The organism is Cupriavidus sp. UGS-1, assembly GCF_021213615.1.
In the GTDB taxonomy this organism is placed as follows: Bacteria; Pseudomonadota; Gammaproteobacteria; order Burkholderiales; family Burkholderiaceae; genus Cupriavidus.
On the sequence record NZ_JAJQJF010000016.1, the window covers coordinates 1 to 15,320 of the forward strand.

Here is a 15,320-nt window from a genome sequence, read left to right on the forward strand (position 1 = left end):
CGGCGGCGGCACCGGCGGCGGCACCGGCGGCGGCACCGGCGGCGGCAATGGCGGTGGTGGAGACGATGGCGGCGGCGGCGGTGCCGTGCCGCTGTGGGGCGGCGCGGCACTGGCGCTGGCCGGTCTGTTCGGCCTGTGGCTGCCCGCGGGCCGTCGCCGTCGGGAGCCACGTTGAATCGAAGGCCGGCGCGCTAGCCTCCGGCGGCGCGCCGCTGCGCCCACCACTGTTGGGCGAGCCACCAGCCGAAGCCGGCGACCGCGCCGGCCGAATGGGCCGCCCGCACCACGCCAAACCCCCATGCCGCGTCGAAGCGCACCGGTGCGAGCCACGACTGTTCGACCCACAGCTTGAGCAGCACGCCGGCGGCGAGCGCAACGCCGATCGCGCGCGACCGGCGGTCGGCCGCCAGCAGACGCAAGGCGCCCCAGACCGCCAGTCCATGCAGCGCGCCCGACAGGCCGCCATACCAGCGCACCGCGGGCTGCCACAGCAGCGCGGCCTGCACCGCGACCCCACAGACCACCAGGGCCAGCAGCATTTGCCGTGCGCCGGCGGCACGGCCCGTCAGCAGCAGCAAGCCCAGCGCCGCCAGCAGATTGCCGAGCCAGTGGCGTCCATCCAGATGGACCCACATCGCGGTCAGCAGCCGCCACCATTGGCGGTCGCCGCCGGGCAGCATCAGCGCATCGCGCAGATAGAGGCCGTGCGCATGCAGCCACGGCACGAAGGTGAATGCGGCCGACAGCGCGCCGATCGCTGCCATCGCGCCCAGGGCCGGCAGTGCGCGCCGCCATGTCGAGGACGGCGCCGTGGCCGGCGGGGCGCCGCCGTCGTGCTCAACGCCCACCGGCGCTCAGTCCTCGCCGAACACGGCCTGCCATAGCGCCCGCACATCGCGTGCCTGCGCCTCGATCGTCTGTGGCGGCACGCGCGCCTGATCCTGGCCGTCGAGCCGCAGCTTGTGCTGGCGCGCGCGGAAGGTCCGGTAGGCGTCGCCGACCGATTCGGCCAGCGTGGCGTCGATCAGGCCGAGCTGCCCGGCCATCCGCAGCAGCGCGATATTGCCGGCGTTGCGCGTCAGCTCCGGATGGGCACGGCTGTGCAGCAGCACCAGATACTGCACGGTGAATTCGATGTCGACCATGCCGCCGCGATCGTGCTTCAGGTCGAAGCGGTCGCCGCGGTTCGGATGGCCTTCGGCCACCTTGTGCCGCATCGCAACGATTTCCTGGCGCAGCGTGTCGGCATCGCGCGGCTGGCGCAGGACCTCCTCGCGCAGCCGCTCGAAGCGCGCGCCGAGTTCGCGATCGCCGGCGCAGAAGCGCGCGCGCGTCAGCGCCTGATGCTCCCAAACCCAGGCGGTGTTGTCGCCCTGGCGCAGCTGATAGCGGCGGAACGACTCGAAGCTGGTGACCAGCAGCCCGGCGGCGCCGTTCGGGCGCAACCGCGTGTCGACGTCGAACAGCATGCCCGCCGCGGTATGGCTGGTCAGCCAGGTGATCAGGCGGCGCGCATAGGCTGCGTAGATCTCGGCCGCGCCGTCGTCCTCGTCGTCGTGCAGGAAGATGATGTCGAGGTCGGACGCATAGCCGAGCTCCTTGCCGCCCAGCCGGCCGTAGGCGATCACCGCGAAGCGCGGCGTGTCGCGATGGCGCATCGGCAGCTGCTGCCACACTGCGGTCAGCGTGACGTCGAGCATCGCGTCGGCCAGGTCGGACAGGCGATCGGCGATCTGCTCGACCGTCAGCCTGCCGTGCAGGTCCTGCAGCAGCACGCGGAAGGTCTCCGCATGGTGCTCGCGGCGCAGGATATCCATCTGGGCCTCGACCTGGCCGTGGGCGGCGAGCAGGCGCTCGCCGAGCCGGGCGCGGAAGCCCTCCCAGTCGGGCACGCTGGCCAGCGCCTCGGCGTCGAGCAATTCGTCGAGCAGCTGCGGATGACGCGTCAGATAGCTGGCGGCCCAGCGCGACGCGTGCAGGGTATGGGCGACGCGCTCCATCGCCTGCGGATATTCGGACAGCAGCGACAGATAGGAGGCGCGCCGGCTGATCGCATCGAAGAAGTCGAGAAAGCGCGCGATGGTGGCATCGGCGTCGTCCTGCCGCCCCGCCAGGTCCAGCGCACGATTGACCAGCAGGTCGAAGCGCGCCCGGCTCTGCTCGGACAGCGCGCGATAGCGTGGCGAGCTCGCGGTGGCGCGCAGCCGCTCGAGCAGCCCGCCACAGTCGGAATAGCCGGCCTGCGCGAGCCGCGCGCACGGCGCCTCCTCGTCGTCGCCATGCGCCAGCGCCGGCCACAGCGTCTCGGCGGGCGTCTGGCCCTGCTCCGGGTCCGAGAAGGTGACCTCGAACTGCTGCGCCACCGGCTCCTGCAGCTCGGCCAGGCGAGCCAGCAGCGCGGGCCAGTCCGGACAGCCCATCATCCGCGCGACCGCGGCCTGTTCCTCGTCGCTGGTCGGCAGATGGTGGGTCTGCGCATCGTCGCGATACTGCAGCCGGTGTTCCAGCTGGCGCAGGAAGCGATAGGCATCGGACAGCTGCAGCGCCTGCCCGGCCGGCAGCAGCCCGCGCTCGACCGCGATCGCGAGCACCTCCAGCGTCGGCCGCGCGCGCAACGCCAGGTCCTGGCCGCCGCGGATCAGCTGGAACACCTGCGCCATGAATTCGATCTCGCGAATGCCGCCGCGCCCGAGCTTGATGTCGGCCGAGCGCTGGTTGACGCCGTGCCCGGCCAGGCCGCCGCTGCGCTTGGCGGCCTCGGCGCGGATCTGCGCATGCAGCGAGCGGATCGCGGCGATCACGCCGTAATCGAGATAGCGGCGGAACACGAACGGCGTGGTCAGCCGCGCCAGCTGGTCGGCCGCGCGCTGCGCGTGCGGCGTGGCGATCGACGACACCACGCGGCCCTTGATCCAGGCATAGCGTTCCCATTCGCGTCCCTGCACCACCAGGTACTCCTCCAGCATGCCGAGGCTGCAGGCCAGCGGGCCGGCATCGCCATTGGGACGCAGGCGCATGTCGACGCGGAACACATAGCCGTCGGCCGTGGTCTCCGCCAGCACGCTGATCAGGCGGCGGCCCAGACGCGTGAAATATTCGTGGTTCGACAGGCTGCGCTGCCCGCCCTGCGTATCGCCGTCCTCGTCGTACAGAAAGATCAGGTCGATGTCGGACGACACATTCAGCTCGCGGCCTCCGAGCTTGCCCATGCCGACCACGATCAGTTCCTGCACTTCGCCGCTGTGCTCGCCGACGGGACGGCCGAAGGTCGGTGCCATGTCGTCGGTCAGCGTGGCCAGCGCATGCTGGATCGACAGTTCGGCCAGGTCCGTCATCGCGCCGGTCACCTCGGCCAGCGTGGCCAGGCCACGCAGATCGCGCTCGATGACGGTGCACATCACCTCGGCGCGCAGCCGGCGCAGCGCCTGGCCGATCGCCTGCTCGGCATCGGCGGCGGGCTGCCGCAGCGCCGTCAGCCGCGCTTCCATCCAGACCCGCGTCAGCGGCTCGGCGCTGGCTTGCGCGACCAGCGCCGGCAGTTCGGGCCGGGCCTGCATCATGCGCCGCACGTAGTGCGAGGCGGCCGCCGAGTACAATGCGTGTCCCTCGCAATCGGCGGGATCGAGACCGGTCGCGGCGGTCAGCGCGAAGGCGCCGCTGGCCATGCCGCCCAGGCCGCCGGCCGCGGTGGCGGCATCCGGTGCAACTGCGTCAGCGGCGGCAGCGTGCCCGCCGGCGCCCGCCTGGGAACTCGGGATATCTGGGGAAGTCATTCCTGTCACTTGGATGGATCGCGGCCGAGGATCGCCGCGCGAGGAACCATGCGCCACCGGTAACGCCGCCCGGGCTGGCTTCGAATTGGAGAGCGGCTAGTATTGTCGGATAATCTGCGCATGTCCAGCCGCGCCACCCCACCCGCCGAACGCCCCACCCCGTCCAGCGGCGCGGCAGCAGCTCAAGGGCCGGAGGGTTCGAGCGCTGGTGCCGCTGCCGCCGCCGGTCCCGCGCCCATCCCAGGCTCCGATCCCACCTCCTCCAGTTCCCATGCCTCCGGCAAGTCGTTTTCGACCTCGGCCTGGCGCCGCCGGGCCGGCCAACTGATCGGCCGTCTGAAGGCTTCGCCCCGCGCCACCGGGCGCGCCGTCGCCGCCGCGCTACGGCACCGCTGCTGGGGCTGGATCGCGCGCTGGCTGCTGCGCATCGGCGTCGCGCTGGCGGCCGTCGCCGCGGTGCTGTTCCTGCTGATGCGTTTCGTGCTGTGGCCGCAGGCCGCCGGCGCACGCGCGTGGCTGGAGCAACGCGGCTCCGAGGCGCTGTCGGCCCAGCTGACCATCGCCACGCTGGAGACCTCCTGGGATGGCTGGCATCCGGCCTTCCATGCGCGCGGCGTGCGGCTGGTCGACGAGCAGCAGCGCGTGCTGCTGTCGGCGGACACGCTGCAGGGCGCGCTGTCCTGGCAGTCGTTGAGCGCGCTCGAGCTGCGCTTCGCCCGCTTCGATGCCAACCGCGCCGACGTGCTGGTGCACCGCTCCGCCGAAGGCAAGCTCGAGGTGGCCGGCATGCCGGTCCGCATGCAGGACAGCAGCGGCGACGACCATCGCTTCCTCGACTGGCTGCTGGCACAGGGCTCGGTCACGCTGACCGGCGGCAAGGTGCGCTGGCTCGACGAACAGCGGAGCCTGCCGGTGCTGGAAGTCGGCGACATCCTGCTGCGCTCCACCCGCAGCGGCGCCCGCCACGACCTGCGGCTGGAAGCGCGCTCGGCCGCGCTGGCCGCCCGCCCGCTGGTGGTCACCGGCACCTTCCGCCATACCTATCTGCATGCGCAGGGAGACTGGCGCAACTGGCGCGGCCAGGCCAGCTGGGATATCGGCCAGCTGCAACTGCCGGCCGTGCAGCGCTATTCGAGCCTGTTCGAGCAGGTCGACAGCGGCGTGCTCAGCAGCGACGGCACCATCGAGTTCGCCAATGGCGAGGTGCTGCGCAGCCAGGCCCGGCTGCGCGCCAATGCGGTCGACCTGCGCCTGGCCGGCGCTGCGGAGCCGTTGCGGCTGAACCAGTCGCAGGCACTGCTGCTGCATCGGCGCGAGGGCGCCGACAACCAGCTGACCGTCGACACGCTGCTGTGGGAGCCCGCCGGCGCGCAGGCGCAGGCCAGCGGCGGCGCCTGGCGCGAGGGCATGCGCCGCGTCACGCTGCGCTGGGCGCGCGACGACGACGGCGCGCTGCGGCGGCTGGCACTGAAGGCGCCGACGCTCGATCTCGACGCGCTGCGCGCGCTGTCGACCGCGATGCCGCTCGATACCGCGCTGGCGCGCAAGGTGCGCGCGCTGCGGCCATCGGGCCGCCTCGACAATCTCGACATCACCTGGGCGCGCGAGCGCGGCGGCCTGCTGCAGCGGCAAGGCGGCCCCACCCGCTACCAGGTGCAAGGCACGCTGCGCAACGTGTCGGTGCGCGAACAGCCGGCCGAACCGGCCTACGACAAGGACGGCCACGCGAATCTGGGCGTGCCCGGCTTCAGCGGCCTGTCCGGCAGCTTCTCCTTCGACCAGCAGGGCGGCAACGCGCGCTTCGAGGGCACCCAGGCCACGCTGACCTTCCCCGGCGTATTCGAAGACCCGCGCCTGCCCTTCGACGAACTGGCCGGCGCGTTCCAGTGGCGGCGAGAGGGCGGCAAGCTGGCGGTGCGCAGCGACGGCATCCGCTTCGCCAACGCCGATACGGCCGGCACCGTGCGCGGCAGCTGGCGCGAAGGCGGCGACGGCCATGCCGGCATTGCCGAGCTCGACGGCGAGCTGGCCCGCGCGCAGGTCGCGCGCGTGCCGCGCTACCTGCCGCTGCACGTCCCGGCCAGCACGCGCCACTATCTGGCGGGAGCGCTGGCCGGCGGCGAGTCCGAGGCGGTGCGCTTCCAGGTCAAGGGCGATCTCGCCCACTTCCCCTTCCAAGGCGACGCCGCGCGGCATGGCGACTTCCGCGTCGACGTGCCGCTGCGGCAGGCGTCGTATCAGATCGATCCGCACGGTCCCGACGGCAAACCGCTCTGGCCGCTGTTCACCGAGATCGACGGCAGCCTGCAATTCGAGCGCGGCGCGATGGCGCTGAACGTCGAGCGCGCTGCGGTGCAGGGCCTGCCCGGCGTGGCGCTGCGCGACATCAAGGGCCGCATCGACGAGCTGGACCACCGCGGACGGCTGACGCTGGACGGCAGCGCCAGCGGCCCGATGCAGGGCTTCCTGCGCTATATCGCCAGCAGCCCGGTGCGCGAGTGGACCGGCAACTTCACCGGCGAGGCGCGCGGCCAGGGCAATGGCGAACTGCGGCTGAAGCTCGATCTGCCGCTGGCCGATGCCGCGCGCAGCAAGGTGGACGGGCAGTACCGGCTGACCGGCAACGACGTGGTACTGGCGCCGGGCCTGCCGGTACTGGGCGGCGCCACCGGCACGGTGGTCTTCAACGAGCACGGCTTTCAGCTCGACGCGGTGCGCGCGCGACTGCTCGGCGGCGAGGTGCGCGCCAGCGGCGGCAGCCAGTCCGACGGCACGGTGCGCGTGACCGCGGCCGGCAGCGCCAATTCGCGCGGCATCGCCGAGGCGTTGGCCAGCGCCGGCTTGAGCCCGCTGGCGCGCCGCTTCGACGGCAATGCCAGCTACCAGGCCGTCATCGGCGTGCGCGAACGCCAGCCGGTGATCTCGTTCACCGCCGACCTGGCCGGCATGGCGGTCGACCTGCCCGCCCCGCTGGCCAAGCCGGCCGGCCAGAGCGCGCCGCTGCGCTTCGAACTGCGCCCGCTGGCCGGACGCGCGGGCCATGAAGAACTCGAACTGCAATACGGCGCGATGCTCAGCGCGCGCTACCTGCTGCGCCGTGGCGCCGGCGGCCTCGAGGTGGTCAACGGCGGCATCGGCATCGGCCAGCCGGCGCCCACGCCCGCGACCGGTGTCAGCGCCGCGCTGGCGGTCGAGCGTTTCGACCTGGACGGCTGGCGGGCGGCGCTGGCGGGCGGCCCCGCCGGCGACAAGGACGGCGCCGCGCGGGGGCCGATCACGGCCTCGTACATGCCGGAGCGCATCACCGCGCGTTCGCGCACGCTGCTTGCCTTCGGCCGCGAGCTCGACGACGTGACGCTGGACGCCGTGCGCGCGCCCCAGTCCGGCGATCCGGGCTGGCAGTTCCGCCTGGACTCGCGCCAGATCGCCGGCCAGATGCAGTGGCGCGCGGTGCCGTCGAGCCCGGGCGGCGCGCTGACACTGCGGCTGTCGCGGCTGAACATTCCCGACAGCCAGGACACCAGCCAGGTTGCCGACGCGCTGGCCGGCCAGATCGAGGAGTTGCCGTCGATCGACCTGCAGGCCGAGCACTTCGAACTGCGCGGCCACGACTTCGGCAAGCTGCAGGTCAAGGCGCACAGCGCGCTCGACAATGGCGAACCGGTCTGGACGCTGGAAGCGCTGACGCTGGAGCAGCCCGGCGCAACCTTCACCGGCCAGGGCAGCTGGCGCGTGCCGCGCCGCGTGCGCGACAGCGGCAAGGCCGGCGGCCAGCGCCGCACGCTGCTCAGCTTCAACGTCGACGTGCGCAATGCCGGCGACGTGCTCGACCGGCTCGGCATGCCGCACACGCTGCGCGACGGCAAGGGCAAGCTCGAGGGCCGCATCCGCTGGATCGGCTCGCCGCTGGCGATCGACTACGCCTCGCTGAACGGCCGCATCGCACTGAAGCTCGACAATGGCCACATCGTCAGCGTCGAGCCCGGCGCCGCCAAGCTGCTGGGCGTGCTGAGCCTGCAGAGCGTGTTGCGTCTGGTGACGCTGGACTTTCGCGGCATCGCGGGCCAGGGCCTGGTATTCGACGAGATCAGCGCGACCGGCACCATCGAGAACGGCATCGCCAGCACCAGCGATTTCCGGCTGAAGAGCCCGCAGGTCAGCGCGGCGATGACGGGCAGCGCCAATATCCCGCAGGAAACGCAGGATCTCGAGGTCGCACTGGTGCCGCGCATCAACGCGACCTCGGCGTCCGTCGCGGCCGCCTTCATCAATCCGGCGCTGGGGATCGGCACGCTGGCGGCGCAATTGCTGTTCGCCGACGAGTTCTCCAAGGCCTTCACCCAGCACTACAAGGTCACCGGCAGCTGGGCCGAGCCGCGTATTGCCAAGGTGGGCGACAATAACGCCGACGGGCAACGGCGCGCACCCGACCGCCGCCAGCCCGAGCAGTCCTACATGCCGTAATTGCCGTAATTGCCGTAATTGCCGTAACCGCCGCAATTGCCGCAATTACCGCAATTGCCGCAATGTTCGCCATCGCGCCGAGGAAACGTCATGCCAGCCGCCGACCCCGCCACCACGCCAGCCAACCCGATCGCTACACGCTCCGCCGCGCCGCGCGCGATGCGTGTTGCGGCGATCCAGACCGTGACCGGCACCGGCCTCGACGCCAATCTGGCGCGCGCCGACGCGCTGATCGCCGAGGCCGCGCGCGGCGGCGCCGAACTGGTGCTGCTGCCCGAGTATTTCTGCCTGATGGGCCGCCAGGACAGCGACAAGGTCGCGGTGCGCGAGCAGGACGGCGACGGGCCGATCCAGCGCTTCCTCGCCGATGCCGCACGGCGCCACGGCATCTGGCTGGTGGGCGGCACGCTGCCGCTGTGGTGCGAGGACGCCGAGCGGGTCCGCAACAGCTCGCTCGCCTTCGATCCGCAGGGCGAACGGGTGGCGCGCTACGACAAGATCCACCTGTTCGGCTTTACCCGCGGCGAGGAGCGCTACGACGAGTCGCGCACGATCCTGGCCGGCCGCGAGCCGGTGACCTTCGATGCGCCGTGCGGCCGGGTCGCGATGTCGGTCTGCTACGACCTGCGCTTCCCCGAGCTATATCGGCAGATGGCGAGCACCGACAGCGACAACGGCCTGGCCTTGATCCTGATGCCGGCCGCCTTCACCTACACGACCGGGCAGGCGCATTGGGAAATCCTGCTGCGCGCCCGCGCGATCGAGAACCAGTGCTATGTGCTGGCCGCGGCCCAGGGCGGCAAGCACGAGAACGGCCGCCGTACCTGGGGCCACTCGATGCTGGTCGATCCCTGGGGCGAGGTGCTGGCCATGCTGCCAGAGGGCGAGGGCGTGGTCAGCGGCACGCTGGACCCGGCGCGCATCGCCGAAGTGCGGCAGAACCTGCCTGCGCTGCGCCACCGGGTGCTGTAGCATGGACACCCGTAGCACCGATCCGAACACCCGGGCGCCGCATCGGCCGGCGCCCCACCCTTGCGGCTGCCGGCCCGACGCCGGGCAGCGCGACACCGAATCCAACAGAGGACATTCATGAACGCCGGCGATCTCGGAATCCGCAATCTCGCCACCGCGCAGCAGCTGCTGCTGACCCCGTACGGGCTCGACGAAGCCCAGCTGCAGCGCGTGCTGGCCGACATCTTCACGCACAAGGTCGACTACGCCGACCTGTATTTCCAGTACACCCGCAGCGAAGCCTGGAGCCTTGAGGAAGGCATCGTCAAGTCGGGCAGCTTCAATATCGACCAGGGCGTCGGCGTGCGCGCCGTGTCCGGCGACCGCACCGCCTTCGCCTACTCCGACGAGATCAGCCTGGAGGCGCTGCTGCAGGCCAGCGCCGCGACGCGCACCATCGGCAAGGTCGGCAGCGGCCGCACCAAGGTGGCCGGCTCGCTGGCCTCGCATGGCGGCCGCGACCTCTATGCGCCGAACGATCCGCTCGATTCGATGCCGGCCGCCGAGAAGGTCGCGCTGCTCGAGCGCGTCGAGAAGATGGCGCGCGCCAAGGATCCGCGCATCGTGCAGGTGATGGCGGGCCTGGCCGGCGAATACGACGTGGTGCTGATCGCGCGCAGCGATGGCGTGATCGCCGCCGACGTGCGCCCGCTGGTGCGCGTGTCGGTCACCGTGATCGCCGAGCAGAACGGCCGCCGCGAGATGGGCACCTCGGGCGGCGGCGGCCGCTACCACTACGGCTACTTCAGCGACGAGCTGCTGCGCACCTACGTCGACGAGGCCGTGTCATCGGCGCTGGTCAACCTGGAGGCGCGCCCCGCGCCGGCCGGCGCGATGACGGTCGTGCTCGGCCCGGGCTGGCCCGGCGTGCTGCTGCACGAGGCGGTGGGCCATGGGCTCGAAGGTGACTTCAACCGCAAGGGCTCGTCGGCCTTCGCCGGCCGCATGGGCGAGCGCGTGGCGGCCAAGGGCGTCACCGTGGTCGACGACGGCACGCTGGAGGGCCGCCGCGGTTCGCTGAACCTCGACGACGAGGGCAACCCGACCCAGTGCACCACGCTGATCGAGGACGGCATCCTGCGCGGCTATATCCAGGACACGCTGAACGCGCGGCTGATGAAGATGCCGGTGACTGGCAACGCGCGCCGCGAGAGCTTCGCCGCGCTGCCGATGCCGCGCATGACCAACACCTACATGCTGAACGGCGACCGCGACCCGCAGGAAATCATCGCCAGCGTCAAGCGCGGCCTGTACGCGGTCAACTTCGGCGGCGGCCAAGTCGACATCACCAACGGCAAGTTCGTGTTCTCGGCCAGCGAGGCCTATCTGATCGAGGACGGCAAGATCACCGCGCCGGTCAAGGGCGCGACGCTGGTCGGCAACGGCCCGGAATCGCTGAAGGACGTCACGATGATCGGCAACGACATGCGGCTGGATTCGGGCGTCGGCGTCTGCGGCAAGGAGGGTCAGAGCGTGCCGGTCGGCGTGGGCCAGCCGACGCTGCGCATCGAGAACATGACGGTAGGCGGCACCGCCTGACGCGCCGTCCGGCGTCGGCGCCGCTGCTGCGCCGACGCCACAGCCGGCACCGCCCGGCCCTTTCGGCGCGCTTGCCAAGCTTGCAGAAACGGGCTATAAAGTGGCTTCGTCGTCGACGCCCGCCGTCTGGCCGGCACGAAAAACCGACGAAAACCAGCGCAGTACCGACTGATTCAAGACTGAATACCGCCCTGTCCTCCCTGATGTCCGCCAAGCTTTACTTTTACTTTTTTAGCGATCTCGCACCGCTGGCGGAAGGAGAGGATCAGTCGTAAGCGCCTCCCAAGATTGCAAAAAAGCCGCCAGCAGAACTGGCGGCTTTTTTTTGGCCCGATTTTCCCGCCGCTGCCGCGGCACCCGAATACCGAATCCCCCCACCCCTCACGACCTGACAAGACCTGGAGCCATCATGTTGAAGAACACCGACGACCTTCGTATTCGCGAACTGAAGGAGCTGCTGCCGCCGGCGCACCTGATCCGCGAGTTCTCCCTGTCGGAGAAGGCGTCGGACGTCATCTACGGCGCGCGCCAGGCGATGCACCGGATCCTGCACGGCATGGACGACCGGCTGATCGTCATCATCGGCCCCTGCTCCATCCACGACACCCGCGCCGCGCTCGAATACGCCAAGCTGCTGAAGGAGCAGCGCGATCGCTTCAGCAACGAGCTCGAGGTCGTGATGCGGGTCTACTTCGAGAAGCCGCGCACCACGGTCGGCTGGAAGGGGCTGATCAACGATCCGCACATGGACGGCAGCTTCAAGATCAACGATGGCCTGCGCACCGCGCGCGAGCTGCTGCTCAACATCAGCGAGATGGGCCTGCCCGCCGGCACCGAATATCTCGACATGATTTCGCCGCAGTACATCGCCGACCTGGTCAGCTGGGGCGCGATCGGCGCGCGCACCACCGAATCGCAGGTGCATCGCGAGCTGGCTTCGGGACTGTCGTGCCCGGTCGGCTTCAAGAACGGCACGGACGGCAACGTCAAGATCGCCGTCGATGCGATCAAGGCCGCGTCGCAGCCGCACCATTTCCTGTCGGTGACCAAGGGCGGCCATTCGGCGATCGTATCGACCTCGGGCAACGAGGACTGCCACATCATCCTGCGCGGCGGCAAGAACCCGAACTACGACGCCGACAGCGTGCAGCAGGCCTGCGATGCGATTTCCAAGGCCGGGCTCGCCGCGCGGCTGATGATCGACGCCTCGCACGCCAACAGCAGCAAGAAGCATGAGAACCAGATCCCGGTCTGCGAGGACATCGGCCGCCAACTCGCCGCCGGCGACGATCGCATCATCGGCGTGATGGTCGAATCGCACCTGATCGCGGGCCGCCAGGACCATGTCCAGGGCGCGCCGATCGACTCGCTGACCTACGGCCAGTCGGTCACCGACGCCTGCATCGGCTGGGACGACTCGGTGCGCGTGCTGGAGATTCTGGCGAATGCAGTGAAGGCACGGCGGCTGGCGAAGGGCAGCGGAAACTGAAACATTGATCTGGCGGCCGATACGCCGCCATCGTCGTGCGGGCGCCTACGATCCCATCAACGGGCGCCCGGTCACGTCCTCATACATCGCGTCCGGCGCAATATCGACCCCGTTTGGCCACACCACTGCGCCGTCGGCAATGGACGCCTTGGCGAAATAGGCTTCATCCGCCAACGGCGCAAACACGCCATGGAAATCATCGCGGGACATGTCCACGATGCCGCGCGTGCCATCGGCGAATTCAACGTCCAGTCGGTAATTTGGCAGGACAGCCAGACGGGTGACGTGCCATGCGGCCATTTCAGTTGTTCCAGGATTGAATTGCTTGGCATTCTCCTGAAAAATAAAAAAGCCGCTTCATCATGAAGCGGCTTTTTTTTCAATCGACCGAGCTTACCTCTTCAACACCAGATCGCCCGGCAGCGATTCGAGATAGGCGGCCATGTCCTTCAGTTCCTGCCGGGTGAACGGACGCGGCTTGCCGTCCTTGCCGACCACGCCGGGGTTGGCGTTGACCTGGCCCTGCATGATCGCGTTGGAGCGGCCGACCTGCGGGTTGCCGTGGATCTGGTAGGCGACGAGCGCGTGGTACAGATAGCTGGCGTGCTGGCCAGCCAGCTTCGGATAGTCCGGCGCGATCGGGGAATTCATGTCGGCGCCGTGGCAGGCGGCGCAATTGCCCTTCTGCACCAGGGCCTTGCCGGCTTCGACATCGGCGGCGGAGGCCGACATCGCCGAGGCACCCAGCACCAGTGCGCCGAGCGCGAACGAGAGCGTCTTGAGCGTCTTCATGTCGGGTCCTCTCACTTCTGCGGATTGTCGCGGGTATCGCGCTTCTGCTGCGCGTAGTACGCAGCCACATCGGCGATATCCTGGTCGCTCAGCGTCGCCGCGATGCCGCGCATCGTCGGATGCTTGCGGCCACCCTTCTTGTATTCCTGCAGCGCGTTCGCGATGTACTTCGCGCTCTGGCCCCCGATCATCGGCACTTCGTACACCTCGGGAAACGAAGCCCGATATCCCGGAATACCGTGGCAGCCGATACACATCGCCACCTTATCCCGGGCTGCCTCCACATTGCCCTTGACTTCCTGGGCCTGCGCTGCCGTCGCGGCGGCGCCCAGCACCACCATCGTGAGGAGCTTTTTCATTGTCGTAGTCGGATTGGAAGGATTGAACCTTGCGTGACCTGCCCGAGCGGCCAGACATGGAACTCCCGCCGAATGCACGGCCGAGGCCGCGCGCATCGACCGTCATGCCGGCCATTCTTTCGTGATCGCCGCTTCCCGACCGGAGCCGCCGGGGTGCGACGTGGCGGCAGGGGAAGGAGGATGGACGTACGTGGGGGCGCGTCAAACCGGCGCATTGTACCGCACGCGGCACGCGGCAGTCCATAGAGCGGCGCCGTGGGCGCACGCGAACGGGAAAGCTCTTTTATACTGGTCCATTCCGACCCGAACGAAGCCTCCGAACGAGCCTCAGAACGCGACATGACCGATACCGCCCAAGCCGCCGCCGGCGCCTCTGCCGCCCCCTCCGCCCGCTTCGAGGGCAGCGCCCACTACGTGGCCACCGACGACCTGAAGCTTGCCGTCAATGCCGCGCGCACACTGCAGCGTCCGCTGCTGATCAAGGGCGAGCCCGGCACCGGCAAGACCATGCTGGCCGAGGAAGTGGCCGCCGCGCTGGGCATGCCGCTGCTGCAATGGCATATCAAGTCGACCACCAAGGCACAGCAGGGCCTGTACGAATACGACGCGGTGTCCCGCCTGCGCGACTCCCAGCTCGGCGACGATCGCGTTCACGACATCCGCAACTACATCGTCAAGGGCGTGCTGTGGCAGGCGTTCGAGTCCGACGAGCCGGTGGTGCTGCTGATCGACGAGATCGACAAGGCGGACATCGAATTCCCCAACGACCTGCTGCGCGAAATCGACCGGATGGAGTTCTACGTCTACGAGACGCGCGAACTGATCCGCGCCAAGCATCGCCCGCTGGTCATCATCACGTCGAACAACGAGAAGGAGCTGCCGGACGCCTTCCTGCGCCGCTGCTTCTTCCACTACATCAAGTTCCCCGACGCCGACACGATGCAGCGCATCGTCGACGTCCACTATCCCGGCATCAAGCGCGAGCTGGTCGCCGCCGCGCTCGAGGCCTTCTACGAGATGCGCAACCTGCCGGGCCTGAAGAAGAAGCCGTCGACCTCGGAGCTGATCGACTGGCTCAAGCTGCTGATGGCCGAGGACATTCCGCCCGAGGCGCTGCGCAGCCCGGACAAGAAGGCCGCGATCCCGCCGCTGCACGGCGCGCTGCTGAAGAACGAGCAGGACGTGCATCTGTTCGAGCGGCTGGTCTTCATGAACCGCGCCAATCGTTGACCGCCCGCTCTGCCCTCGTCGAACCCGGAACGTCCAACCTTCGCCAGGAATCTCGATGACCCGTCTGATCGCGCCGATCGTGCTGGAAGGCCGGCACGTCATGCTCGAACCGCTCGACGCCGCGCATGAAACCGAGCTGCGCGCGGCCGCCAGCGACGGCGAGCTGTGGAAGCTGTGGTACACGTCGGTGCCGACGCCAGACGGCCTGCGCGCGTGGATCGACACCGCACTGGACCAGCGCGACCGCCTCGGCGCGATGCCGTTCGTGGTGCGGCGCGTGCAGGACGGCGTCGTGGGCCCGGTGGTCGGCTCGACGCGGATGTTCAATGTCGACGAGACCCACCGGCGGCTCGAGATCGGCCACACCTGGTATGCGCAAAGCGTGCAGCGCACCGCGGTCAACACCGAGTGCAAGCTGCTGTTGCTGGCGCACGCCTTCGAGCAGCTGCGCTGCATCGCGGTCGAATTCCGCACGCACTGGATGAACCACCAGAGCCGCGCCGCGATCGCGCGGCTCGGCGCCAAGCAGGACGGCGTGCTGCGCAACCACCAGGTGATGGCCGACGGCTCGCTGCGCGACACCGTGGTCTTCTCGATCATCGCCAGCGAATGGCCGACGGTGAAGCGCCATCTGCACTACCGCCTGGAGATGCCGCGCTGAGC

11 protein-coding genes are annotated in these 15,320 nt (G+C 69.6%); 6 read left to right on the top strand and 5 right to left on the bottom strand.

All coding sequences use genetic code 11. The features are described from left to right. Positions 1-191 precede the first annotated feature (191 nt). The gene (gene rrtA / locus LRR16_RS18710; RefSeq protein WP_232206829.1) at positions 192-764 is read right to left on the bottom strand and encodes a rhombosortase; all 573 of its coding nucleotides are present in this window, start codon (positions 762-764) and stop codon (positions 192-194) included. Between the two features lie 90 nt (positions 765-854). Further along, positions 855-3,665 (bottom strand): bifunctional [glutamate--ammonia ligase]-adenylyl-L-tyrosine phosphorylase/[glutamate--ammonia-ligase] adenylyltransferase, encoded by a 2,811-nt coding sequence (glnE, locus tag LRR16_RS18715; RefSeq protein ID WP_064573159.1) that lies wholly within the window; start codon positions 3,663-3,665, stop codon positions 855-857. Between the two features lie 228 nt (positions 3,666-3,893). Between glnE and LRR16_RS18720 the strand changes: the two genes are divergently transcribed. The 4 genes from LRR16_RS18720 to aroG all read left to right on the top strand — a co-directional run bounded on the left by LRR16_RS18720 (position 3,894) and on the right by aroG (position 12,276). Next, positions 3,894-8,237 (top strand): YhdP family protein, encoded by a 4,344-nt coding sequence (locus LRR16_RS18720; protein WP_232206794.1) that lies wholly within the window; start codon positions 3,894-3,896, stop codon positions 8,235-8,237. Between the two features lie 90 nt (positions 8,238-8,327). Further along, a complete protein-coding gene (locus LRR16_RS18725; protein WP_006578953.1) occupies positions 8,328-9,209 on the top strand; it encodes a carbon-nitrogen hydrolase family protein in 882 nt (293 codons plus the stop codon). 117 nt (positions 9,210-9,326) lie between these two features. After that, on the top strand, positions 9,327-10,787 hold the full coding sequence (gene tldD, locus LRR16_RS18730) for a metalloprotease TldD (protein WP_232206795.1): 1,461 nt from the start codon (positions 9,327-9,329) through the stop codon (positions 10,785-10,787). Between the two features lie 409 nt (positions 10,788-11,196). After that, complete coding sequence (aroG, locus tag LRR16_RS18735) at positions 11,197-12,276, top strand: 3-deoxy-7-phosphoheptulonate synthase AroG (protein WP_006578951.1); 1,080 nt, start codon at positions 11,197-11,199, stop codon at positions 12,274-12,276. A 45-nt stretch (positions 12,277-12,321) separates the two neighbouring features. Here aroG and LRR16_RS18740 read toward each other — a convergent pair whose 3' ends face one another. From LRR16_RS18740 to LRR16_RS18750, 3 genes are all read right to left on the bottom strand, one after another. Next, entirely contained in the window at positions 12,322-12,576 is a 255-nt protein-coding gene (locus tag LRR16_RS18740) for a DUF2442 domain-containing protein (RefSeq protein WP_006578950.1), read from the bottom strand. A gap of 93 nt (positions 12,577-12,669) precedes the next feature. Beyond that, a complete protein-coding gene (locus LRR16_RS18745) occupies positions 12,670-13,068 on the bottom strand; it encodes a c-type cytochrome (RefSeq protein WP_064573158.1) in 399 nt (132 codons plus the stop codon). Positions 13,069-13,079: 11 nt separating this feature from the next. After that, positions 13,080-13,427, bottom strand: a complete 348-nt coding sequence (locus tag LRR16_RS18750) for a cytochrome c (protein WP_006578948.1) — start codon at positions 13,425-13,427, stop codon at positions 13,080-13,082. A gap of 339 nt (positions 13,428-13,766) precedes the next feature. Between LRR16_RS18750 and LRR16_RS18755 the strand changes: the two genes are divergently transcribed. Continuing rightward, a complete protein-coding gene (locus tag LRR16_RS18755; protein WP_064573157.1) occupies positions 13,767-14,657 on the top strand; it encodes a MoxR family ATPase in 891 nt (296 codons plus the stop codon). Positions 14,658-14,712: 55 nt separating this feature from the next. Further along, a complete protein-coding gene (locus LRR16_RS18760; RefSeq protein WP_006578946.1) occupies positions 14,713-15,318 on the top strand; it encodes a GNAT family N-acetyltransferase in 606 nt (201 codons plus the stop codon). The last annotated feature ends 2 nt before the right edge of the window (positions 15,319-15,320 follow it).

Coding starts and splice junctions, on each gene's coding strand:
- rrtA (WP_232206829.1), bottom strand. CDS start 764: ATGGCAGCGATCGGCGCGCTGTCGGCCGCATTCACCTTCGTGCCGTGG.
- LRR16_RS18755 (WP_064573157.1), top strand. CDS start 13,767: ATGACCGATACCGCCCAAGCCGCCGCCGGCGCCTCTGCCGCCCCCTCC.
- LRR16_RS18720 (WP_232206794.1), top strand. CDS start 3,894: ATGTCCAGCCGCGCCACCCCACCCGCCGAACGCCCCACCCCGTCCAGC.
- LRR16_RS18745 (WP_064573158.1), bottom strand. CDS start 13,068: ATGAAGACGCTCAAGACGCTCTCGTTCGCGCTCGGCGCACTGGTGCTG.
- tldD (WP_232206795.1), top strand. CDS start 9,327: ATGAACGCCGGCGATCTCGGAATCCGCAATCTCGCCACCGCGCAGCAG.
- glnE (WP_064573159.1), bottom strand. CDS start 3,665: ATGGCCAGCGGCGCCTTCGCGCTGACCGCCGCGACCGGTCTCGATCCC.
- LRR16_RS18725 (WP_006578953.1), top strand. CDS start 8,328: ATGCCAGCCGCCGACCCCGCCACCACGCCAGCCAACCCGATCGCTACA.
- LRR16_RS18750 (WP_006578948.1), bottom strand. CDS start 13,427: ATGAAAAAGCTCCTCACGATGGTGGTGCTGGGCGCCGCCGCGACGGCA.
- aroG (WP_006578951.1), top strand. CDS start 11,197: ATGTTGAAGAACACCGACGACCTTCGTATTCGCGAACTGAAGGAGCTG.
- LRR16_RS18740 (WP_006578950.1), bottom strand. CDS start 12,576: ATGGCCGCATGGCACGTCACCCGTCTGGCTGTCCTGCCAAATTACCGA.
- LRR16_RS18760 (WP_006578946.1), top strand. CDS start 14,713: ATGACCCGTCTGATCGCGCCGATCGTGCTGGAAGGCCGGCACGTCATG.